The sequence below is a fragment of the Peptostreptococcus sp. D1 genome, assembly GCF_900112955.1.
Lineage (GTDB): Bacteria > Bacillota > Clostridia > Peptostreptococcales > Peptostreptococcaceae > Peptostreptococcus.
The window spans coordinates 1-24,466 of sequence record NZ_FONP01000015.1; the positions used below are offsets into that span (position 1 = coordinate 1).

The window sequence follows — 24,466 nt, forward strand, 5'->3', positions numbered from 1 at the left end:
CTTCCACCCTCTTCTTTCTTCAATACGTATATTTCTGCTGTAAACTTTGTATGTGCATTTACTGTTCCTGGCTTTGCTAGAACCTGTCCTCTTTCGATTTCTGTTCTCTGCACACCTCTCAACAATGCTCCTATATTATCTCCAGCCTCTGCTTGGTCTAGTAGCTTTCTGAACATTTCTACTCCTGTTACTACTACCTTTCTTGGTTCTTCTGTTAAACCTACTAGCTCAACCTCATCAGATACCTTTAATACTCCTCTTTCTACTCTACCTGTAGCAACTGTTCCTCTTCCTGTGATTGAGAATACGTCTTCTACTGGCATCAAGAATGGCTTGTCTATATCTCTTTCTGGTGCTGGAATATATTCATCTATTGTGTTGAAGAAATCTACTATTACTTCTCCCCACTTTGAGCTTGGATCTTCTAGTGCCATTAATGCTGATCCTCTTACTATCGGAGTGTCATCTCCTGGGAATTCGTATTCGTTTAGTAATTCTCTTACTTCCATTTCTACTAGCTCTAGTAATTCTTCGTCATCTACCATATCGCACTTGTTCAAGAATACTACTATGTATGGTACACCTACCTGTCTTGATAGTAGGATATGCTCTCTTGTCTGTGGCATTGGTCCATCTGTTGCAGCAACTACTAGGATCGCTCCATCCATCTGTGCTGCTCCTGTGATCATGTTCTTTACATAATCGGCATGTCCTGGGCAGTCTACGTGTGCGTAGTGTCTGTTTGGTGTTTCATACTCTACGTGTGCTGTTGAGATTGTGATTCCTCTTTCTCTTTCTTCTGGAGCCTTATCTATGTTGTCAAATGCAACTGCTTCTCCTAGATGATACTTTTCAAATAATGTCTTTGTTATAGCTGCTGTTAATGTCGTTTTACCGTGGTCAACGTGTCCTATTGTTCCGATATTAACATGTGGCTTACTTCTTTCAAATTTAGCTTTTGCCATTTTAAATTTCCTCCCTGTAAGAAAAATAATATTTTAGATTTTGTTTAGAAGATTTCAACACCCTCCATATTTTTGTTATATAATAGTATATCATTTTTTCTTCTGCTTTTCAATGTTTCAGAAAAAAACGCGATATATTTTAAAAGCATTTAACTATAAAGCTATTATTTACCTTCAACAATCTTCTTTGCAACAGATGCTGGCACCTGTGAATAATGGTTAAATATCATAGTGTAAGTAGCTCTACCCTGAGTTGAAGATCTAAGGTCAGTTGCATAACCAAACATTTCTGATAGTGGAACATGAGCTCTGATTACCTGAGCACCATTTCTAGCTTCCATGCCTTGAATCATACCTCTTCTAGAGTTTAAGTCACCCATAACATCACCCATGTAATCCTCTGGAGTTACGACTTCCACTGCAAATATTGGTTCAAGTAATACTGCGCTACCCTTCTTCATCGCATCCTTAAATGCCATAGAAGCTGCCATCTTAAACGCCATTTCTGATGAATCGACTTCATGGTAAGAACCGTCATACAATTCAACTCCAACGTCAACAACTGGATAACCAGCTACGATACCTGACTGCATTGCTCCCTGTATACCTTGGTCAACTGGACCAACATATTCCTTAGGAACTGAACCACCAACAGTCTTATTTTCGAATTTATATCCTTCACCTGGCTCAAGTGGGTTAACTCTAATCTTAACGTGACCGTACTGACCTCTACCACCTGACTGCTTAGAGTATTTGTATTCAACGTCAACTGGTACTGTTATAGTTTCTCTATAAGCAACCTGAGGAGCACCAACATTAGCTTCAACCTTAAATTCTCTTAGAAGTCTATCAACGATGATTTCAAGATGAAGCTCACCCATACCACCGATGATTGTCTGACCAGTTTCTGCATCAGTTCTAACTGTGAAAGTTGGATCTTCTTCAGCAAGCTTCTGAAGAGCAACACCCATTTTTTCCTGAGCAGCCTTTGAAGCTGGTTCTATAGCAACGAAGATAACTGGTTCTGGGAATTCCATTGACTCAAGGATAATTGGATTGTTAGGATCACAAAGTGAATCCCCTGTTGTAGTATCCTTTAGACCAACTGCCGCAGCAATATCTCCAGCATATACTTCGCTTATTTCTTCTCTTGTATTAGCATGCATCTGTAGTATACGACCGATTCTTTCTCTCTTGTTCTTTGTAGCATTTAATACATAAGAACCTGATTCTAGCTTACCAGAGTAAACTCTGAAGAACGCTAGCTTACCAACGAATGGGTCAGTCATTATTTTGAATGCAAGAGCTGAGAAAGGCTCTTCATCAGAAGCATGTCTTTCATCCTCTTCACCATCTGGTAAAATACCCTTTATTGATTCGATATCTGTTGGAGCAGGAAGATAGTTTAATACTGCGTCTAACAATAGCTGAACACCCTTGTTTCTATATGCAGTACCACAAAGCACTGGATTCATTTCACAAGCGATTGTAGCTTTTCTGATACCAGCTATCAACTCTTCTTCAGCCAATTCTTCACCTTCAAGATATTTCATCATAAGCTCTTCATCAGTTTCAGCTACTGCTTCAACCAATAATTCTCTATATTCTGCTGCCTGATCAGCCATATCATCAGGTATATCTATTATTTCAATATCAGTACCTTCATTGTTTTTGTACATATGAGCTTTCATAGTGATAAGATCTATTATACCAACGAAATCATCTTCGCTACCAATAGGCAACTGAATAGCAATAGCATTAGCCTTCAATCTATCTTTCATCATTCCAACAACGTTCAAGAAGTCAGCCCCCTGTCTGTCCATCTTGTTTACAAAAGCAATTCTTGGAACTCCATAAGTTTCAGCCTGTCTCCATACATTTTCTGATTGAGGCTCAACACCACTTCTAGCACAGAAAACAGCTACTGAACCGTCAAGAACTCTAAGAGATCTTTCAACTTCAACAGTGAAGTCTACGTGTCCCGGAGTATCTATTATGTTTATTCTGTGGTTTTTCCACTGACAAGTAGTAGCGGCAGAAGTAATAGTTATACCTCTTTCCTTTTCCTGTTCCATCCAGTCCATCTGAGATGCACCGTCATGAGTTTCCCCAATTTTATGAGTACGTCCAGCATAGTACAGGATTCTTTCAGTTGTAGTAGTCTTACCTGCATCTATGTGGGCCATTATTCCTATATTTCTAGTCTTTTCCAATGGAAACTGTCTAGCCATCATTTTCCTCCTTATTTTATTAAAACTCTATAGACAGCTATTACCATCTGTAGTGAGCAAATGCCTTATTTGCTTCAGCCATCTTATGAGTATCTTCTTTCTTCTTAACTGAGGCACCAGTATTGTTAGCCGCATCAACTATTTCCTTTGCTAGCTTTTCAACCATACCTTTTTCGCCTCTAGCTCTTGTATATCTTACCAACCATCTAAGACCTAGAGTCTGTCTTCTATCAGCTCTAACTTCGATTGGCACCTGGTAGTTAGCTCCACCAACTCTTCTTGCCTTAACTTCAAGAACTGGCATTATATTTTCCATCGCTTTGTTGAATACTTCTAGTGCATCTTCACCAGTTCTTTCTCCTACTAAAGCAAATGCATCATATACTATTTTCTGAGCCTTTCCTCTTTTTCCGTCATACATTAAGTTATTAATTAATTTTGTTACTACCTTACTCCCGTACATTGGATCTGGTAAAATTTCTCTCTTTGGAACATTACCTTTTCTTGGCATTACGCTTCCCTCCTTAATTATTAAAGTTAAATCATAGGTACTCGACAATTTTGCCGTGATGCCATAAATATATATTATTTAAAGCATCGAACTATAATCAATTGCTGTACTTACAGCTACAATTTTTATTCAATTTCCGGCTTGAATCCACCTAATTTTTGATTTACCAAATATTACTTCTTAGCTTCTTTTGGTCTCTTAGCACCGTACTTAGATCTTGACTGTCTTCTCTTGTCAACACCTGCAGTATCAAGTGTACCTCTAAGGATATGGTATCTAACCCCTGGTAAATCCTTTACTCTACCACCTCTTATAAGAACAACACTATGTTCCTGTAAGTTGTGACCTTCACCTGGAATATAAGCAGATACTTCAATTCCGTTTGTCAATCTAACTCTGGCAACCTTTCTAAGTGCTGAGTTTGGTTTCTTAGGTGTAACTGTCTTTACTGAAGTACAAACACCTCTTTTTTGTGGAGCACTAAGGTTAGTAGACCTCTTGTATAGAGAGTTATAACCTTTCTGAAGTGCTGGAGCAGTAGATTTCTTTTCTACAGCTTTTCTACTCTTACGAACTAATTGGTTGATTGTTGGCATCAACTGCACCTCCTTTTTTAAAATTTCGATTATTAATCAGTAATCGCCAACCATTCCAATATGCACTGCATATTGATTAATTGTTTTGATGCTTTTAGTATTCTACTAAAAAAATGTAATCTTATATATTATTAGATCACATACCTTTTAATTTTACCATTTTGCAATATCTATGTCAAGATTTTCTGTGCTTTATCTTATTTTAAAAATGTATTTGTATAAATTGCATATATTTTTATATAATTAAACGAATAATTATGGGCGGAAAAACTGTTAAATTTGCATTTTTGTGATATTATAAGGTTGTGCAATAATTGCTGTATTTTATTTTTTTATTTGTACATCGGTTTTTCACTGATGAAAATATTTTTTATGGTTTGACTAAGGGAGGCTTATATGGATATCAAAGAAGACAAACACCTAATAGCAATAGCCATTATCGCATCTACTATTGTAATCATTTCATTTATATTCGTTTTTTCAGAAGTGATATTTGGCAATACAAAAACAAAATCCGCAAATACAGATAACAGAAAAACGGTTACATTTGTAGGCGTTGGAGACAATCTAATGCATGACACAATTTACGTTCCAGCAGACGGAAGGGCTGGTGTATATGGAGATGGGGTTTATGATTTCGATTCATTTTACAAAAATATAAAGGACGATATCTCAAAATTTGATTTGAGATATATAAATCAGGAATCAATAATCGCTGGAAATTCTTTCGGTATCAGCTCTTACCCAAAATTCAACTCGCCACAGCCACTGATGGATGCCGTAGTAAATGCGGGCTTCAACGTTATCAATATGGCGAATAATCACTCGTTAGACAGAGGTGAGACAGGCATAAACAACTCGATAAAGCTTTGGAATAGCAAGGACGTTTACCATTTTGGAGTGTATGATTCTCAGGAAAGTAGAAATAAAACATATATAATAGAAAAAAATGGAATAAAAATCGCAGTACTATCCTATACCTATGGAACAAATGGTATGCTTCCAGTCAATAGCTATGCAGTAGCATACCTTAACGAAAAAGATGTCAGAAGAGATATAGAAAATGCAAGAAACCAATCGGACTTTATTTTAATCTCAGTTCATTGGGGTGAAGAAGGAATTGAGCAGTTAGATTCCGTACAGCAGAAATACGGAAATTTATTCAATGAGCTGGGTGTAGATGTCGTTCTTGGAACTCATGCTCATAGAATCCAAAAGGTTGAATGGAAAGAAAATTCATCAGGTAAAAAAACATTGATATATTATGGAACAGGAAATTTCGTTCACAATATGCTAAAACCTACAACTTATTTAGAGGGAATGGCATCATGGACATTCGTCAAGGATGGTTCAAAAAAATATATCGACAATGCCAAGTTTACTCCATTGGTATTTCATTTAGAAAGAGGTGCATACGGCTTTGAAGGTTCAGTGTACAGATTAGACGAATATCCTATCGAACTAGCAAATAAGCATATTGAAATGTGCGGCAATGGTAGCTATTATTTAAATATATTCAAAAATACTGTCGACAGGCTAGTTCCAAAAGATATGATAGATATGAAATAAATTAACCATGAAAAATAAATTTGGACAAATAATATTAATTCATTCAATACTTTTCATAAATATTATTGTATAATAATTATATATACTGGTTTTCACCTAATATTTAATAAAATAAAAGCTAGGAGGTAATTTATGAATTTAAATGAAAGAATAGACAAGCTTGCAAAACTTGCAATTAAGGTTGGAGTCAATATTCAGCAAGGAGAAACACTCCTTATAAAAGCTGACGTAAATGCAGCCGATTTCACTAGAAGATGTGTACGAGAAGCATATAAAGCAGGAGCAAAGCACGTTCACGTAGAATATTCTGATGAAATAATAAATAGGGAAAAATATTTGAATGCACCAGATGAGGTTTTCGATGAATACCCTCAATGGCAAGCAGATAAATACACTCAAATAGCAAAAGATGGCGGGGCTTTTCTTTCAATAGCATCAGGCGATCCCGATTTGATGGATGGAGTTGATCCCAATAGAATAGCTAGATTTCAAAGGGTATCTGGTCAATACCTAAAAGAGTGGAGATCCTACACACTCTCTGACAAGGTTAAGTGGTCAATAGTAGCAGTACCTTCTGTTAAATGGGCAAAAAAGGTTTATCCTGGTGTATCCGAAGAGGTAGCCTTAGAAATGCTATGGGATAGTATATTATACTGCTCTAGGGTAACTGACAATCCGATACTAGAATGGGAAAAACACAACAAAGCTTTGAAGTCAAAAACAGCAAAGCTAAACGACATGAAGTTCAAGGAATTAAGATACAAATCATCAAAGACTAATCTTGTTATCGGGCTACCAGACAATCATATTTGGTTGAGTGGCTCGTCAAAGGATCCAAATAATATCGACTTTAATCCAAATATTCCTACTGAAGAAGTATTTGGTATGCCTCACAAATATAAGGTTGACGGTGTTGTATACAGCACAAAGCCACTAGTATATGCAGGAAGCTTAATAAATAACTTCTGGATGAAATTTAAAGATGGTAAGATTGTTGATTTTGACGCCGAATCAGGAAAAGAGAATTTAAAGTTATTAATAGAAACAGATGATGGCTCTTGTAGACTTGGCGAAGTCGCACTTGTACCACATAATTCTCCAATTTCACTAACTGACACTGTATTCTACACAACTTTATTTGATGAAAACGCATCTTGTCACTTGGCAATAGGTGCTGCATATACAAGCTGTATAGAAAATGGTGCTGATTTGACTGAGGATGAAAAGAACGATATTGGCGTAAATACAAGTATTACACATGTTGACTTTATGATAGGCGACAAGGATTTAGATATAGTCGGAGTAAAAGAAAATGGCGAAGAATTCCAGATTTTCAAAGACGGAAGCTGGGCCTTCTAATAGGTGAATTTGATGAATTTAGAAAAGAAATTAATAGCATTCGCTCTTTTTTCTTGTACATTCATGGGTGCTGTGGAGATAACTATTGTCACCACAGCAATCCCATCTATTGTTAGAGATTTGAACGGATTCAATCTATCAAGCTATCTATTTTCGATTTATCTTCTGACCTCTGCAGTTGCCACGACAATATTCGGAAAGCTATCAGACCTTTATGGTAGAAAAAAACTTCTTCAGATTTCGATAGTTATTTTTATACTTGGCTCTCTCCTATGTGGTCTATCCAATTCAATGCCACTCCTGATAATATCAAGAGGTGTTCAGGGTCTTGGTTCAGGAGCCATAAATACATTAACCATGGCGACTATAGGTGATATTTTCGGAGTCGAAGATAGAGCTAGAATACAAGGATATAACTCAACCGTATGGAGTATAGGTGGTTTGATTGCTCCTATCCTTGGTGGAGTTATACTAATTAGATTGAGCTGGCATTGGGTGTTCTTTATCAATGTACCAATAGGAATTTTAAGCATGATTTTGATACATAGGTCGTACAAAGCCACAGAAACAAAAAGTGACAATAAATTGGATTTAAAAGGTCTATTCACACTAACTTTAATCATAATTTGCTTAATACAGGCGATGTCAGCACTCGAAAAGCATTCAATCTTCAGCTTAAATGTTGGAGGCTTGGCAGCACTTGCAATAATTTTCACATATGTATTCACAGGGATAGAGAAAAATGTAGAATATCCAGTCATACCATATAAGCTATTCTCAAAAGAAATACTTTTGGTTATGATAATATCTTTTTTAAACTCTACAATACTGATAGCGATGGATGTATACAATCCGTCCTTCTTGCAAAATGTACAAGGCTATCCACCAATAGTATCTACAGTTCCAATAGTTCCAATGTCTGTATTCTGGGTGGTATCGTCTTTTATACTTTCAAAATATATCCATAAATTCAGCACGAAAGCAATACTGATAGTCAGTCTATCAATCCTAGCAATAGGGTGCTGTGGCTTGGTTTTACTCACACCAAAAAGCTCTCCATTGTTTATGGGAATATATTCGTCAATAATAGGACTTGGCTTTGGAGGAAGCTTCAATATGTTGCTATTTATTGTCCAAGAAACTGTTTCAAAGGACGATATCGGAGTGGCATCCGGATCAATAATGTTTGTTAGAACACTTGGTCAAACCTTGGGCGTAAGCGCCTTCGGATTTGTATTAAACAGTAGTATCGTAAAGTATTTTTCAAAAACAAATATCGATATAGATCCAGCAAATATACTATCAAATACAGCCATTGATAAAACAGAAATCGTCAAATCTCTTTTTGCGGGATATAACAATGTATATTGGGGTTGTTTGATCGTGGGAATAATATGTGTGATATTTGCGTTACTGCTGCCATCAAACAAAATACTAAAAAACTATAATAATTAACAGGAGATACTTATTTAATGAAAACAGATACTTTAAAACAGCTGCTTACAGCAATTTTTGTGGGCTTGCTATTTGCAGTCCCACTGAATATTAGTTCAATTATGAAAAATGGATTTATGGCTAGCCTGGGTCAATTAGTATATATGTTTTTGATACTAGGTGGTACATATTTTATGACAGGAATAATCAACAACAGCCGTGGTAGAAAAACTACAAATATGAGAATATTTGCCAAAAAGCTTAGAAATCAGGGTGTGTTGGTTCAAGATGCACAAGCACAGATGGTAAATGATAATTCAAGACCTACAAGAGGTTGGTTGTACTTAACAAATAAATCGTTGATATTTGCCAATACTCCAGATCATGAATTAATAGAAAAAAATGCATTAAGAATATCATTGTCCAAAATTTCAAAAATAGAAACATTCAAGCCTACTCCGATAACAAATGATGGATTGAGAATAAAGCTTCTTAAAGGTCAGGAATATGACTTCTATGTAGGCAAATCACAGAATTGGATGGAACTAATAAATAAAGAGAAAACAGGAAAAGGAAAAGGAAAATAATGATTGATGCTATCATAGTAGCTGCTGGTTCTGGTAAAAGAATGAATCATGACAAAAATAAGCAGTTTATCGTACTTAAAAATAAGCCCTTACTAATTTTGACATTGGAAAAATTCTATAGAAATAAATCGATAAATAATATTTATCTGGTCATAAAAAAAGAAGAAGAGGATTATGTAAATAATTTGCTAGATAGCTTTAAAATTAGGAATATCAGGCTGGTTTATGGCGGCAGAGAACGTCAAGACTCCGTATATAACTGCATCGAAGAGATAAAAAAGCATTCACTTATCAGTTATGCTGATAAATCAAATAACGAAAAAATACAAGCTTATTCCAATCATTTTGTATTAATTCACGATGGAGCAAGACCATTTGTTTCTAATGAAATAATTGAAGATACTATTCGCGAGGTCAAATCTCATAATGCAGTTTGCGTTTGTGTTCCATCAAAGGATACCATTAAAATAATCGGCGAGGATAATATTATTCTCTCAACACCTGATAGAAAACAAGCTTGGATGGCACAAACTCCACAAGCATTTAGATTCGATATTTTATATAGTGCTTACAAAAACTCATATGACAATAATTTTACGGGAACCGATGATTCATCAATTGTGGAGAATTACGGTGTCAAAGTAAAGATAATTCAAGGTAGCTATGATAACATTAAAATTACTACTCCAGAAGACTTAAAATTTGCAGAATCTATACTGGATAGGTAAAATAGTATTAATGGAGGACTGATAAAAATGAGAGTTGGAATTGGCTACGATGTGCATAAGCTGGTCGATAATAGGGACTTGATAATAGGTGGAGTAAATATTCCTCATGAAAAGGGTCTATTGGGACATTCAGATGCCGATGTGCTAACCCATGCATTGATTGATTCAATATTTGGAGCCTTGGCAGTCGGTGATCTTGGTAAGCACTTCCCAGATACAGATTCAAAATACAAAGACGCAGATAGCTTAAAGCTACTAAAATATACCTTTAAGCTAATGGATGAAATGGGGTATAAAATAGGAAATTTAGACTGTACAATCATAGCCCAGGCACCAAAAATGGCACCTCATTTAGATAAAATGAGAAAAAATTTCGCCGATATATTAAATACAGATATATCAAATATAAATATCAAAGCCACTACAGAAGAAGGACTAGGATTTACTGGAAATAGGGAAGGAATTTCTTCTCAGTCAATATGCTTGCTGCTGAAAAAGTAGAAGAGCTCATAATTCTTATTCCTATAACACGAGATAAAATATTATAAAATACAATACAATATAAATAAAGGGGCAATCACTGTATACAACAAACAATGATTGCCCCTATTATTATACAAGCATATAAAAAGACCGAAATTACAGTAAAGCTGTAATCTCGGTCCACAATAAACCTAATATTTTTAATAAGCCTTTGCAAATATAACCATATGGTCTGCTTTCTCACCACTATAAAAGCATTTATCTCCAAGATTTTCTTGTTCAAAAGGTATAACTCTTATTGTAGCTCCAGTCAATGCCTTGATTTTTGCTTCATTTTCTGCATTATCCTTCCACATAACCTTGGCAAATCCCTTTTTATTTTCTATTATGTCAATGAATTCATCCATATTATTTGCTGCATAAGTTCTTTCGTCTCTGTATTTCTTCGCCTTGTTGTACATATTGATCTGAATATCGTCGAGCAATTCTTTCACTGTATCAGCAATATTGTCCAATGACACCTCACTCTTAGTAAGCTCATCTCTTCTAAATGCAAGAGCCTGATTTTTTTCAATATCCTTTGGTCCTATTTCAAGTCTCACTGGTATACCATGCATTTCTGCATCGTTAAATTTGTACCCTGGACTGTATCCATCTCTATCATCTACATTTACAGAAATTCCTTTTGCCTTCAATTCAGCAGCAGCCTTGTCAACTACTTCCATTACGCCACCTTTATTCGCTGCAATTGGAACAATTACAACCTGAGTAGTAGCCATCTTTGGAGGTATTACGAGACCTCTATTATCAGAATGAACCATTATCAATCCACCGATTAGTCTAGTTGATATACCCCAAGATGTATGATATGGGTGTGCAAGATTCCCTTCTCTATCAGAGAAAGTAATATCGAAAGCCTTTGTGAAATGTTGTCCAAGGAAATGTGATGTACCAGACTGTAGAGCCTTACCATCGTGCATCATCGCTTCGATTGTATAAGTAGCATCAGCTCCAGCAAACTTTTCACTTTCTGATTTCTGACCTACGATTACTGGCATTGCCATCAAATCTTCTGCAACTTTTCTGTATGTTTCCAGCTGTTGAAGAGTTTCAGCAACCGCCTCTTCCTTTGTTTCATGTATTGTATGACCTTCCTGCCATAAAAATTCAGAAGTTCTAAGGAATGGTCTAGTAGATTTTTCCCATCTCACAACTGAGTTCCACTGATTGTACAAATATGGAAGCTGTCTATATGAAGTAAGCCATTTTGAATACATCTGACAAATTATTGTTTCAGATGTCGGTCTTACTGCTAATCTTTCTTCAAGAGCTTTATTCCCCCCCTGAGTAACCCATGCAACTTCAGGTGCAAAGCCTTCAACGTGTTCCGCTTCTTTATTCAAAAGACTTTCTGGTATCAATAGTGGGAAATACATATTCTTATGACCAGTTTCTTTAAATAAATTGTCTGCGTAATCTCTAATTTTTTCCCACAACGCGAAGCCATTTGGTCTGATTACCATAAATCCCTTAATCGGTGCATAATCCACCAGCTCTGTTTTTGTAATAACATCAGTATACCACTGTGCAAAATCCACCTCCATTGGGGTGATTTCTTCAACAAATTGTTTTTCATTCTTTGCCATTTTAAAGCCCTCCTAAAAATAATTTATTAAACAGCCTCAAAGGACAATAAAAAAGCCCTTCATCTCAAAGAAGAGACGAAAGGCTGTTAGTTTCCGCGGTACCACTCTCATTAGCTAATAATAGCTCACTCGAACTGAATATAACGGTTCAAACCGTGAGAATTTTTACCTTCTCAAGCTAAAAGGCTGGTTCCCTAGTTTCAATTTGAAATCTCACACCAACGATTTCTCTCTGGAAAATCTATCCTAGATACTATTCCTTTATCATTGCCAATTAATAAACTTATTTTTTTATATAATATATTATTATGAATAAATTGTCAATAATATTTACCTAAAAATTATTATTTCAAATGTATAAATTACTATCTATCTAACCTTTGCAAATATCATTCTACCTGCTGGGGTTTGTAATATAGAAGTCACCACAACATTTCTCGTTTCTCCTATAAAATTCTTTCCATTTTCGACAACTATCATTGTACCATCATCTAAATATGCAACACCTTGTTGATTTTCTTTCCCTTCTTTAACGATAGTTACAACCATTTCTTCACCAGGAATAGCAATTGGCTTTACTGCATTAGACAGCTCGTTAATATTAAGAACCTCAACTCCCTGTACCTGTGCAACCTTATTCAGGTTATAATCGTTTGTAACAACTTTACCATTTAATACTGAAGCAAGCTTTAAAAGCTTAATATCGACCTCTGCTATGTTGTCGAAATCTTGATTCGTAACCTCAACATCAATATTTCCTTCTTCCTGAATCATATTTAGTATATCAAGCCCTCTTCTACCTCTTACTCTTTTCATGTCATCAGCAGAATCTGCTATATGTCTTAGCTCATCCAAAACAAATTGTGGAACTACAAGCTTTCCTTCAATAAATCCAGTCTTGCAAATATCCGCAATTCTTCCGTCTATAATTACAGATGTATCTAAAACCTTTGGTGGTATCCCCTTCTTATTTTTCTTATTTGCCTTTTCATGCTCCTTGTCATTTTTGCCAGCATTTGATCTCAGCTTTAATATACTGATGATCTCTGACTTACTTCTAATACCAATCCTCACACCTATCAATCCAAATATTATATAAGAAACCATTGATATTACCGGACCAACTATAGAAATTCTCTCAAGTAAGCCACTGATCAAAAATGCTATCAAAAATCCAGAGATTAATCCAACTGAGCCAAGTATAATATCGACTTGCGAATATATCGACATCTCCTTATCAAATCTCATTGTCATTTTTTTGATTACGTTGTTAATACCTGGCTCTGCAATGTATAAAATAAATCCGAATAATAATCCTGTAACTATTGCTGCAGCATAGCCATATTTAACATTTCCAAGCATCATTTCTTGAAAAACCTTCATTAGTGATATATAAAGTGTAGTAGCAATCGCAAAACCGATGATCGCCAATAAATAACGCCTAATTTTTCTTAACATAAAATCCTCCTTTCCAAAACCTAAATCTGCCTATCTAAAACCGCTAATTTCTTCATTTTTATTAAGCCGTTTCTAATATATGTAGCTCTGATTTCACCTATACCTTCTACTTCATCCAATTCCTCAATACTGGCATTTAGAATATTTGACAATTTACCAAAATAATCTACAATGTTTTCAATAATACTCTCTGGAAGCTTGTGAATCTTATTCAACAATCTATATCCCTTTGGCGATGTTGGTTTATCCAGATTTTCATTGTATCCGGAAAATCCCATAATCTTTGCTATCTTCGAAAGGTCAATCAAATCTTCACTAGATAGTGCCTCTATCTTTTTCTTAAAGTTTTTCTTGTTTATTTCCTCAATTACATAGTCCTTAATTAGAAGCTCCCTGTCATCCTTTGTTCTACCAATCAATTGCTCATATTGATTCCTGATAAGAAATCCCTCGTCACCCAATGCCAACAAATATCTCTCCATAATATCTGTAAGTCTCAATACCAGCTCTACCTTTGACATCGCAAACACAACATCATATATAGTCGCCATATCTGAAAACTCCAAGGCATTCAAATTCAAAAGAGCCTGCTCTTGAGAAAGCTTTGCTTTTTCAAGAGTTTGAAAGGCTTGATTTGCTTTAGTTAAAAGAGTATTGTTATCCTCGACGATATATTTCTTATTCCCCTTGTAAATGGTAATAACAGATCTTCTTTGTGAAATTGCAATAACAATTGCTTCTGTCTGCTTTGCAACTCTTTCTGCTGTCCTATGTCTTGTTCCAGTCTCCTGAGTAGCTATATCTTGATTTGGCATCAACTGAGTATTTGCAAATCTTATTTGGTCGATATTTCCATCAATGACTATGGCACCATCCATCTTTGCCAATTCATAAAGAGATGCTGGCGAATATTTGGCATTCAGCTCGAATCCACCATCTACTAATTTCAGTATTTCTTCATCATCACCGATGATAATCAGGCCACCAGTTTTTGCCTTTAATACGTTATCCAGCCCCACTCTCAGTGGTGAACCGGGAGATATAATCTTCAGTAGTTCTATAAAATTTTCATCATCAAATAGCTCTACAGATTTATAAAAACTCATCTTTTACCTCCCTAAAACCTCAAATATGGCCTGTCTGATATTTGAAACAGAAATTAGCTCCATCTTGTAATCCTTTTTAAAGTCTTTGATATAATTCCCTCTAGGAATAACCATCTTTTTAAAACCAAGCTTTTCACATTCGCTAATACGCTTCTCTATAAAGCTCACTGTCCTAATCTCACCAGTAAGACCAATTTCCCCAGTAACAGCAATACTTGCATCAATTGGTATATTTCTAAAGCTTGAAGCTATTGCAAGAGCAATCCCCAAGTCCATAGATGGCTCATTTATCCTCAAGCCACCGATAATATTTACAAATACATCTTGATTTTGAATCTGCATTCCCACCACTTTTTCAAGAACTGCAAGTATCAATGCGACTCTATTGTTGTCAACTCCAGTCGTAGTTCTTCTAGGATATCCAAAATTTGTAGTAGCAACCAATGCTTGTAATTCCAACAGCATAGATCTTGTACCTTCAACAGTTGAAACGATGACAGATCCAGAAACATCCACAGGCTTTTCTGAAATCAATATTTTAGACGGATTTTCAAGCTCCACCAAGCCATCACTCTTCATCTCAAACACACCTAGTTCATTTGTAGAGCCGAATCTATTTTTTACGGCTCTTAGTATTCTATACGTATTGTATCTTTCACCTTCAAAGTACAAAACAGTGTCTACCATATGCTCTAAAATTTTTGGACCAGCAAGAGCACCCTCTTTTGTGACGTGACCCACTATAAATGTTGAAATACCATTTTGCTTGGAAATTTTCATAAACTTTGAGGTCGCTTCTTTTATCTGGCTAACAGTTCCAGGTGCTGAATTTATCTCTGGATTTATCATAGTCTGAACTGAGTCCACAACAATGACCTCCGGCTTGATATCCGACACTACAATTTCAATCGCAGCCAGGTTGTTCTCTGTGTATATGAGAAGGTTATCTGAATCAATATTCAATCTCTTCGCCCTCATTTTAATCTGATTTTCACTTTCTTCACCAGATATATATAAAACCTTTTTTCCTGTTTCTGAGATGTTGTTTGATACCTGAAGCAGCAGAGTGGATTTTCCAATACCTGGATCTCCACCAACTAAAACCAAAGAGCCTGGTATTATTCCATTTCCCAAAACCCTATCCAACTCAGGAATTTTTGTGGAAAAGCTCTCTTCTCTGTCAATAGTTATAGAATTAATTTTAACTGGCTTTGAATTGATCGAACTGCCAACATTTGCCAATGCTTTTGCCTTAGAGCTAATCCTTTCCTCAACTTCTTCTTCAAATGTATTCCATTGTAAACACTCGGGACATTTTCCCAGCCACTTTGGGTTTATATATCCACAATTTTGACATACATATCTAGTCTTGACCTTTGCCATAAATTTTAACAACACCCCCTTAAATTTACCTTAAAATAGCAGTAGTACACCATATTATAGCATATTTACTTAGGTTTTAGTATTATTACTTGGCAACTAAATAATATTCACACCCCTTTACAGTACTTTTAATCTGTGCAGATTGTGGAGAAAATCTAAGCTATCAAGAACCGACAGAACATAAAGAAAAGAAATATGATAGTGACTACTCTTTTTTGTATGCCAACATTACAGGCATAGAAAAAATTCTTGCAGTTGCACTATATCAAAGTAAAAACAGTAAATGAAATTCTCTTAAAATCAATCAAAGAAATTACCAACTTTGCCAAAGAAGAAAAGCAAGAATTTCTAAAAGTGATAGAAAAATATACCAATATTGAGGAACTGACAGTACCAATGATAAATGAGTATATAGAAAAAGTAGTAGTCCATGAAGCCACAGGGGGAAGACAAGGCAAAAACAGAAAACAACAAGTCGATGTGTACTTCAACTTTATAGGCAACTGTCAAGTACCACATAATAAAAAAACAATAAATACTTGCAATTATATTGCTAAAGTGGTATATTTAAAAAAACAAAATGAAAATATTTATCATATGAAAAATAGAATTAAAGAAATACGGAAAGAGAAAAAAATAACACAGCAAGAATTGGTTAATGGTTTAGATATAACAAGGCAGTATGTAAGTCTGATAGAAAAAAATGGAGAGTCAGAACCACCATCATTGAAGGTAGCAAATAGCATAGCTACAAAATTAGGAGTATGTATTTATCGCATGTTTGATTTAGACGGTAAAGAAACATATTCCTGTAAGAATTGTAAGTGTTAATTAGTCAAGATTTCTTGATTAAAATAAATCATGAGGAGGTGTTAGTTGTATGAAAAATATAAATCCTCAGAGTTATAAAAACGGAGACAAATTCATATTATTCATGAGCAAATTTTAATTTCTAAATTGATAAGAGGATAATAGTGTTTTATAGGAGGTAGGTTATGTCTAAATTCTATAGCTATAGCGTTTGTATTGATGTTTTCTATAATGGCGCTGCCAGCGAACGCGGCTACAAGTGATGTAAATAATATTCCAGTAAACCATAATGAAAATATTCAAAGAGATAAATTTGAAATTCCAACAATGCAATTGGGAGAAAAGCAAAGCCACGAAGTTGTTCTTTCAAATGGTAAAATTGGAGTTATTACTGTTGAAAAAATTGCTGATTTTCCAAACGATGAGTTACCTACTGGGATTAAATGAGGAGAATTTAAATGTTAGGTGTAATATTTGCGACAATATTATTTGTATTAGTTGTTGTTGCATTAATAATGAATTTTAAAAAAATAGTTAGATGGATAAAGAATATCAAGTAAGTATATTTACGAAATAAATTCAAATTTAAGGCTAAGAAGTAAGATTTTATATAAATGGTTGTTAGAAAACAGTAAATCAAATCGGTTTACTGTTTTTTCTTTGCTCAAAATTACGAAGAAAGGAAAAATAAAATGAAAAGCGTAGACGAAAAAATTTTAATGACAGAAGAAGAAATAAAGCAGTTACAAAGCAAAAAGAAAAAACTCATCAGTCAGCAGAAACAGGAAGAAGGAAAAAAGAGAGATAGACGGATATATGAGAAAGGAGTGGTCTTTGAAGGCATCTTTACCGAAAGCAAAGACTTCACAAAAGATGAATTTTATCAGCTAATCACATTTCCGAATATCAAAGAGGCAGTCAATCAAAAAATACAAAAAATCATAGTAAAACGGAAGGAAAGCGAAAATCAAAATGTAGAAACACAAAAGGAAGAAACGGACATAGAAGAATAGCCCCTTTTTTACAAGGGCGTACTTATACACCCTAAATGGTGTTTGCGTTCTTTTGTACTCAGAGACAATTTTTTTACAATCTTTTAAGCCTATTAATTCCAGAATATCGTCTATATCGTCAGAATCTACACCCTATATTTTACTTTGCAAATAAAATATATTATTAATTTATAAAAAATATTGATACACAGTAAATTACGAGGCTGCCTCTAATCCTTTCAGAGTCAACCCCGCAATTTCAAAAATATATAATAATTAAATTTTCTAAATCTCTAGCATTTTATTTGTCTTTATTTGCTTCTGCAATTATCTTTTCACTTGCACTAGCAGGAACCTCTGCATAGCTATCAAATTCCATTTCAAAATATCCTCTGCCTTGTGTCATAGATCTTAAATCAATTGCATATTTAAAGGTTTCTGCCTGTGGTGCCAGAGCCTCTAATATCTGCTTTCCTTTTCCGTTAGATTCCATACCGAGAATTTTTCCTCTTCTCTTATTCATATCTCCCATTACATCACCCATGTACTCCTCTGGAATTGTAATAGTAAGCTTCATTACCGGTTCAAGAAGCACGGGCTTTGCCTCTTCCATCCCCTTCTTAAATGCAATTGATGCAGCCATCTTAAATGCCATTTCAGAAGAGTCTACATCATGATAGGAGCCATCATATAAAACAGCCTTAATATTTGTTACTGGATATCCAGCCAAAACACCTTTTAGCATAGAATCCTTCAACCCTTTTTCAACTGCAGGTACATATGATTTAGGTACAGATCCACCGAATAATTCTTCTGAGAAATCAAACTCATTTTCTGATTTAGAAAATCTAATCTTTACATGACCATACTGACCATGTCCACCAGATTGCTTCTTATGCTTACCTTCAACATCTGAAGTTCCTTTTATTGTTTCTCTATATGCGACCTTTAGATCATTTATATTTACATCTAAACCAAATTTATCCTTCATTTTATTGATCAAGGTCTTTACATGAAGCTCTCCCTGACCGCCAAGTAGCGCTTGATGAGTTTCATTGTTTCTAAAATAGTCAAATGTTGGATCCTCTCCAACCAGTTTAGTTATTACATTCGCCATCTTATCTTCATCATTTTTATTCTTTGGAGAAACTGCATAATAAATCTGTGGCTTAGGGAATGACAATTCAAAATCTTCCTCTTCATTTCTAGATGCTGAAATAGTGTCGCCAGTATTCAAGCCAGTAATCTTTGTAACCACTATCACATCTCCTGCAAATGCTTTTTCAAGCTCAATTAGCTCTCCGCCTCTAATCGTATATACATTAGATATTTTCTCTTTGTTTGAGGTTCTCAAATTGAATACTTCAGTATCCTTGCTTACCTTGCCTTGGGTAATTTTTATATATGAAATTTTTCCAACAAACGGATCGATGAAGGTTTTAAATACAGTTCCCTTAAAAACTTTTTCACAATCAACATAGTTTGGATCTACGTAATTTTTGATTGCTTCAAGAATCTCGTTTGTACCAACATTATTTATTGTAGAGCCAGAAATAACTGGAACTATATCTCCTCTTTTAATGCCTATAGTAATACCGTTGTTTATTTCTTCTGGAGTCAACTCTTCTCCCTCAAAGAATTTTTCCAAATATTCATCATCTGTTTCAGCAACAAGCTCCATCAACGCATCATATGCCTGCTTTGCCTGAACCTTGAACTCCTCGTCTAGTCCATCAAAATCTTCAAAAACGTTATGTAATTTCACAAATTTACCATCTTTGAATTCAGGGGAAATCATTGGCACTATCTTGTTTTCAAATTTTTCGTTCAACATTTCAATTACATCTTTGTACCTCGCCTTTTCATTATCAATTTTATTGATAAACATAAATTTCGGAATACCTTCTGTTAATTCTAGTGCCTTTTCTGTTCCAACCTGCATTGGATCAGTTGCATCAATTACGATTATAGCCGCATCACTTGCCGATAGCGCTGATATTATATCACCTGAAAAATCTGTATACCCTGGAGTATCAAGGAAATTAAACTTATATCCTTCATATTCAACAGGCATTAGCTCCATGCTGTACGTCATTTGAACATTATTACTTAATTTCGGAATTTTGTTAACGTTTGCTGCATGAGCTATCGTTTCCAATAGATTCGTTTTACCAGATCCGCTATGTCCTAAAACGGCAATATTTCTAATTTTTTCACTACTATAGACTTTCATATGAGCACCTACCTTTTTTCAGTTTTATAGTTACAAATTTCTAAAAATAACTATAATTATATTCTACACCATCTTGGTACTTTACTTCAATAATTATCTAAATTTTTGAAAAAATATTATTTATTTTTTTCTGCTGTATTAGCAAGCTATACAAAAAAATAAAATCAAGCTTCTTTTTTTAACTTAATATTCTGTTTTTTCTTAATAATCAAATTGTATCTATAATTAATAAAATAATATAAATAACGATTATTTCATATTATTAAAAGTATTTTATAAAAACGCCTTTAAAATGCAGAAAAATATTTTGTTTTTATTAATTTCCCTTTATTTTTCTATTGTAAACTTTCTCCATTTATGTTACTCTAAAGGAAATCATTTTTCCAAATTTGTAATCAATTAATTTTAGGAGGCATAATAATATGGAAAACAATTCTTTACAAAAGAACCTTGGGTTTGGTGCTGCCTTATCTACTCTAGTTGGTGGAGTAATAGGATCGGGAGTATTCTTCAAGCCTCAAGCAATTTATACTGCAACTGGTGGTGCACCAGGACTTGGAATTATGGGCTGGGTATTAGCTGGTATTATTACTATTGCAGCTGGTCTTACAGTTGCAGAGCTAGCAGCAGTCATTCCAAAGACTGGCGGTATGATGATCTACATAAAAGAAATATATGGCGACAAAATTGGTTTCATTTCTGGCTGGATTCAGACAGTATTATTCTTTCCAGGCTTAATTGCAGCATTGGGAGTTGTATTTGCTGATCAATTTGTAGTTTTATCAGGAATGACTTCGCTTAAAATCCCGGTTGCGATTTTTACAATCCTTGTGTTATCGTATTTGAATTCTCTAGGAAGCAAGTCAGGTAGTATTATTCAAAACATATCTACAATATGTAAGATAATAGTGCTTATTGCGGTTATCATATTAGGCTTTGTTTTAGGAAAAGGAAATAACCCAATACTTTCTCCTGTTGTAGCAGAAGGCGTTAGCCCCGTTTCATCAATGGGTAAAATATTGATAGCAATATTCTTCGCTTTTGACGGATGGATTAATGTTACAGCTTTGGCTGGTGAAATGAAAAATCCAGGTAAAGATTTACCAAAAGCAATAGTAGGTGGCATCTCCCTGGTTGCTGCAATTTACTTGATAATAAATGTATCTTTCTTGTGGGTTGTTCCAGCTGATGTGCTAGCAAATTCAGTATCTCCAGCAACTACTGTTGTAAATACAATACTTGGACCTGTTGGTGGAAAAATAATCGGTATAGGTATTATGATTTCTGTTTTCGGTGCTACAAATGCGTATATTTTCACTGGATCTAGAGTTCTTTATGCTCTTGCTCAGGATCCACACCTTCCAAAAGGTAAATACCTATCTCAGCTAAACAAAAACGATGCTCCTGGAAATGCTCTTCTTGCAATGGGTATAATATCATCATTGTTTGCACTTTCAGGACAATTCAATTTATTGACAGATTTTGCTGTATTCTCAGTTTGGATTTGTATAGTTCTTTGCTTCTTTGGTGTAATTATCATGAGAAAGAAACAACCAGACCTTGAAAGAAGCTACAAAGTACCTCTATATCCAATAACTCCTATAATTGCTATAATCAGTGGATTATTCGTATTAGGTAACCAGTTATTTACAAGTACACTTCTTGCTTGTGGAGGTATAATAATAATGCTGTTGGGTCTTCCTGTATACTCATACATGGATAAAAAGGTAAAATAGATTTTATAGAAACAGTCTCTTTTAGAGGCTGTTTTTTAATTATTAAGCTATATTTAGCATTCCTTTTTTTGCTTGATTTAATATTCTCAAGGCTATATAATGGTTATATACAAACGCTTGTAAAATAATTTGTTATGAGTCTTGTATTATGTAAAAAATCATTTTATTATTTTACTATTTATTTTATAATAAACAATCTAGAGGGGGAAAAATGAAAAATAAAAATTTTGTCTATGTAGCCATGGCTACTACAGTATCAGCAGCATCAGTGTTAGGATCTTCAACAAAGGTATCATCAGCAGAAGGTTTATCTAATGTTTTAATTATTTTTACAAATAATGGTATGCCTTTGATGGAACCTATTTTATTTGAAATTAGGTCAGAAGGAAAGCTTATTGAATCTGATATAATAAGTGAAGGAATGCTCTTTAGAGAGCTTGACCCTAAAAAGGCATATACTATAAAAGTTTCAAACGACGACAAAAAATGGACTTCTAAAGAATACGAGGTTACTTTTAAGGCAGATGAATTAAACGGCACAATTCCCGTTATTAAAGAGGTTGGAAGCAATATTTTTCTGGATTCAGCAAATCCGATAATTGAAGTTACAAAAAAAGAAAGCAAGGCTGACGTTGAAGCTAATATTGCTGTAAACCTTGGCGAAAACGTTTCTTCAACAGACAAAGATAAAAAAAATTCTACACCTAAAGAAAATGCTATGAACAAAGAAATGTATTTGGACTCATTTAAGATAAAAATACTAAAAAATAACACACCAATGACAGATGCAAAACTATCCTTTTCCAAAATGGAAAAGCTTAGAACTGGCATGGAAATAGCTTCTATAATTGAGCAAAATATCGCTGTTGACAATAACGGTGAGCATATATTTTCAAATTCAAGCATGCTTCCCAATACAACATATGAAATTAGATTGAACTCAAAAAATATAAAACTAGATCGAGAAAGTGTCCGATTTTCAACTGATTCTAATAAAAAAATAATTGCTATAGATGATAAAAAAATAACCGATATCAGTCAAGGAATATTTGTATTTAACGCTGTTGATAAAAATGACACAAGCCTTAAGACAGTAAGGTTTAATCAGCTTGATGTAAAGGATAAAGATGGCAAATCACTTGAAGGAGTTGAAATAACTGCAAACACAATTTCACCAAATCTTGCATCATACAAAAATGTGAAATCTGATAAAAATGGTAAACTAGCTTTTGAACTTGAGGGTTCTCCAGAAGGTCGCTTTTATACACTTTGCGTTTCGAAAAATGCACAGTTTGAATGGGAATTCAAACCAGATTCAATTGATATCATAGTATATTCAAATGGTAATGTTGATGTGTTAAAATCAAACAATAATCCAGACACATCAAAAACTTTTGTCGTTAAGAAAAATGATGTTACTTATTTAAAAAAAGAATTTAAAGATAAAATCGAGCAAGCAAAAAAATTGATAAACTCTCCAAGCTATACAGAAGCAAGTAAAATCACGCTTAAAAATGCTCTCACTGCATCAGAGGAGGAAGCAGCAAAGCCTGAAACTACACCTTTCTATGTAAAAATATTTATAAATCACTTAGATGAAGGTATAAAAGCACTTGTAAAAGTAAATAACTCTATAAGTATGGATAGCAAAAAGCCTGATATTAAGAGCAATCGTATTGGTGGATCCGATAGAATAGAAACAAGCATTCTCCTATCAAAACAAAAGTTCACAAATGCAGAAACAGTTATCATTGCCAGTGCTAATAACTTCCCTGATGCCCTTTCAGCAAGTGCACTCGCAAACAAATATAAAGCCCCTATACTTCTTGCAAACCATGATAAAATATCAAAATCAGTATTAGATGAATTAAAGAGATTGGGTGCAAAGAGCGCAATTATTGTTGGTGGAGAAAGCTCAATATCCGAAAATGCTGTAAATTCTATAAAGTCATCAGTAAATGTAGAAAGATTAGCTGGTAATAATAGATACGAAACTTCAAGAAAAATTGCTGAAAAACTAATGAATAATGGACTGGACAAAGCACTAATATTAGTTGATGGAAGGAACTATCCAGATGCACTTTCTTCTAGTGCTCTTATACATAAAGCCAGTGCACCAATCTTGTTGGTAAGCAATGCAGCTGAGGCAAAGGAAAATATTGAATTTGTAAAAAAATTAAATAGATTACCAAAAATCATAGTAGGAGGAACTAATAGCGTCGGAAAAGATATTGAATCAAAGTTTTCTAACACTACAAGAATTTCTGGATCTGACAGATACGAAACCTCAAGAAAAATTGCCAACATGACTTTATCAAAAGGCTCTAATATATATCTATCAACTGGTAGAAATTACGCTGATGCAATAGCTAGTGGTGGTGTAATAGCTTTAGAAAAATCATCTCTAGTGCTAGTTGATGAAAACAGCAGAAATGTCTCTAGCATTAAAAATAAGTTTGAGCCAAAATCAATTACTGCTATTGGTGGTGTAAATAGTATTTCCAATAAATTATTAATGGATTTAATTAAGTAATTTATCGATAATATACAAAAATGCTGTAAAATTGCTTTAGAGGAGATAGAAAAACAAACCTCCTCTAAAGCATTATTATTTGATTTTTTTGTATCAACGTATAGGC

20 protein-coding genes, 1 pseudogene and 1 other annotated feature are annotated in these 24,466 nt (G+C 34.4%); of the genes and pseudogenes, 12 read left to right on the top strand and 9 right to left on the bottom strand.

The genetic code is table 11. The features are described from left to right. The 4 genes from tuf to rpsL form a co-directional block, all read right to left on the bottom strand. On the bottom strand, positions 1-965 hold a 965-nt coding region (gene tuf / locus BM120_RS09145; protein WP_091994491.1), incomplete at its 3' end, for an elongation factor Tu. 164 nt (positions 966-1,129) lie between these two features. After that, the gene (fusA, locus tag BM120_RS09150; RefSeq protein ID WP_091995349.1) at positions 1,130-3,196 is read right to left on the bottom strand and encodes an elongation factor G; all 2,067 of its coding nucleotides are present in this window, start codon (positions 3,194-3,196) and stop codon (positions 1,130-1,132) included. 40 nt (positions 3,197-3,236) lie between these two features. After that, entirely contained in the window at positions 3,237-3,707 is a 471-nt protein-coding gene (gene rpsG / locus BM120_RS09155) for a 30S ribosomal protein S7 (RefSeq protein WP_091995351.1), read from the bottom strand. Positions 3,708-3,880: 173 nt separating this feature from the next. Beyond that, positions 3,881-4,303, bottom strand: coding sequence for a 30S ribosomal protein S12 (gene rpsL / locus BM120_RS09160; RefSeq protein WP_091995353.1), 423 nt, complete (start codon positions 4,301-4,303; stop codon positions 3,881-3,883). 396 nt (positions 4,304-4,699) lie between these two features. On the opposite strand from rpsL, the gene BM120_RS09165 reads away from it, so the two are divergent. The 6 genes from BM120_RS09165 to ispF all read left to right on the top strand — a co-directional run bounded on the left by BM120_RS09165 (position 4,700) and on the right by ispF (position 10,481). Next, positions 4,700-5,872: a CapA family protein gene (locus BM120_RS09165; RefSeq protein ID WP_091995356.1), complete on the top strand. Its 1,173-nt coding sequence runs from the start codon at positions 4,700-4,702 to the stop codon at positions 5,870-5,872. Between the two features lie 132 nt (positions 5,873-6,004). Then, on the top strand, positions 6,005-7,231 hold the full coding sequence (locus BM120_RS09170) for an aminopeptidase (protein WP_091995358.1): 1,227 nt from the start codon (positions 6,005-6,007) through the stop codon (positions 7,229-7,231). Between the two features lie 12 nt (positions 7,232-7,243). Continuing rightward, a complete protein-coding gene (locus BM120_RS09175; RefSeq protein ID WP_091995360.1) occupies positions 7,244-8,686 on the top strand; it encodes an MDR family MFS transporter in 1,443 nt (480 codons plus the stop codon). Between the two features lie 17 nt (positions 8,687-8,703). Next, on the top strand, positions 8,704-9,252 hold the full coding sequence (locus tag BM120_RS09180; protein ID WP_091995362.1) for a hypothetical protein: 549 nt from the start codon (positions 8,704-8,706) through the stop codon (positions 9,250-9,252). Continuing rightward, the gene (gene ispD, locus BM120_RS09185) at positions 9,252-9,980 is read left to right on the top strand and encodes a 2-C-methyl-D-erythritol 4-phosphate cytidylyltransferase (protein ID WP_091995365.1); all 729 of its coding nucleotides are present in this window, start codon (positions 9,252-9,254) and stop codon (positions 9,978-9,980) included. Before BM120_RS09180 ends, ispD begins: the two co-directional genes overlap by 1 nt. Before the next feature lie 27 nt (positions 9,981-10,007). Beyond that, positions 10,008-10,481 carry a 2-C-methyl-D-erythritol 2,4-cyclodiphosphate synthase gene (gene ispF, locus BM120_RS09190; protein WP_091995367.1) on the top strand — a complete coding sequence of 158 codons (474 nt, stop codon included), beginning with the start codon at positions 10,008-10,010 and terminating at the stop codon, positions 10,479-10,481. Between the two features lie 182 nt (positions 10,482-10,663). On the opposite strand, the gene proS is transcribed toward ispF, so the two are convergent. The 4 genes from proS to radA form a co-directional block, all read right to left on the bottom strand. Then, the gene (gene proS, locus BM120_RS09195; RefSeq protein ID WP_091995369.1) at positions 10,664-12,109 is read right to left on the bottom strand and encodes a proline--tRNA ligase; all 1,446 of its coding nucleotides are present in this window, start codon (positions 12,107-12,109) and stop codon (positions 10,664-10,666) included. A gap of 68 nt (positions 12,110-12,177) precedes the next feature. Next, positions 12,178-12,386, bottom strand: a binding site (T-box leader). A gap of 92 nt (positions 12,387-12,478) precedes the next feature. Next, complete coding sequence (locus tag BM120_RS09200) at positions 12,479-13,567, bottom strand: PIN/TRAM domain-containing protein (protein ID WP_091995371.1); 1,089 nt, start codon at positions 13,565-13,567, stop codon at positions 12,479-12,481. Positions 13,568-13,587: 20 nt separating this feature from the next. Then, positions 13,588-14,673 (bottom strand): DNA integrity scanning diadenylate cyclase DisA, encoded by a 1,086-nt coding sequence (gene disA / locus BM120_RS09205; protein ID WP_091995372.1) that lies wholly within the window; start codon positions 14,671-14,673, stop codon positions 13,588-13,590. Between the two features lie 3 nt (positions 14,674-14,676). Further along, entirely contained in the window at positions 14,677-16,056 is a 1,380-nt protein-coding gene (gene radA, locus BM120_RS09210; RefSeq protein ID WP_091995374.1) for a DNA repair protein RadA, read from the bottom strand. Positions 16,057-16,163: 107 nt separating this feature from the next. Here radA and BM120_RS11140 point away from each other — a divergent pair. The 4 genes and pseudogenes from BM120_RS11140 to BM120_RS09230 all read left to right on the top strand — a co-directional run. After that, positions 16,164-16,572, top strand: a pseudogene (locus BM120_RS11140) (DUF4368 domain-containing protein); the annotation flags it as partial. Next, positions 16,552-16,887 (top strand): helix-turn-helix transcriptional regulator, encoded by a 336-nt coding sequence (locus BM120_RS09220; RefSeq protein WP_442956753.1) that lies wholly within the window; start codon positions 16,552-16,554, stop codon positions 16,885-16,887. The pseudogene BM120_RS11140 and the gene BM120_RS09220, both read left to right, overlap by 21 nt. A gap of 195 nt (positions 16,888-17,082) precedes the next feature. Next, complete coding sequence (locus BM120_RS09225; RefSeq protein ID WP_143076536.1) at positions 17,083-17,313, top strand: hypothetical protein; 231 nt, start codon at positions 17,083-17,085, stop codon at positions 17,311-17,313. A gap of 245 nt (positions 17,314-17,558) precedes the next feature. Further along, complete coding sequence (locus tag BM120_RS09230) at positions 17,559-17,879, top strand: hypothetical protein (RefSeq protein WP_091995378.1); 321 nt, start codon at positions 17,559-17,561, stop codon at positions 17,877-17,879. Positions 17,880-18,159: 280 nt separating this feature from the next. On the opposite strand, the gene BM120_RS09235 is transcribed toward BM120_RS09230, so the two are convergent. Beyond that, on the bottom strand, positions 18,160-20,091 hold the full coding sequence (locus tag BM120_RS09235) for an elongation factor G (protein ID WP_091995380.1): 1,932 nt from the start codon (positions 20,089-20,091) through the stop codon (positions 18,160-18,162). Positions 20,092-20,513: 422 nt separating this feature from the next. Here BM120_RS09235 and BM120_RS09240 point away from each other — a divergent pair, with 422 nt between their 5' ends. Together BM120_RS09240 and BM120_RS09245 are read left to right on the top strand one after the other, a co-directional pair. Beyond that, positions 20,514-21,827 carry an APC family permease gene (locus tag BM120_RS09240; RefSeq protein WP_091995382.1) on the top strand — a complete coding sequence of 438 codons (1,314 nt, stop codon included), beginning with the start codon at positions 20,514-20,516 and terminating at the stop codon, positions 21,825-21,827. Positions 21,828-22,038: 211 nt separating this feature from the next. After that, positions 22,039-24,360: a cell wall-binding repeat-containing protein gene (locus BM120_RS09245; RefSeq protein WP_091995384.1), complete on the top strand. Its 2,322-nt coding sequence runs from the start codon at positions 22,039-22,041 to the stop codon at positions 24,358-24,360. Positions 24,361-24,466 lie beyond the last annotated feature (106 nt).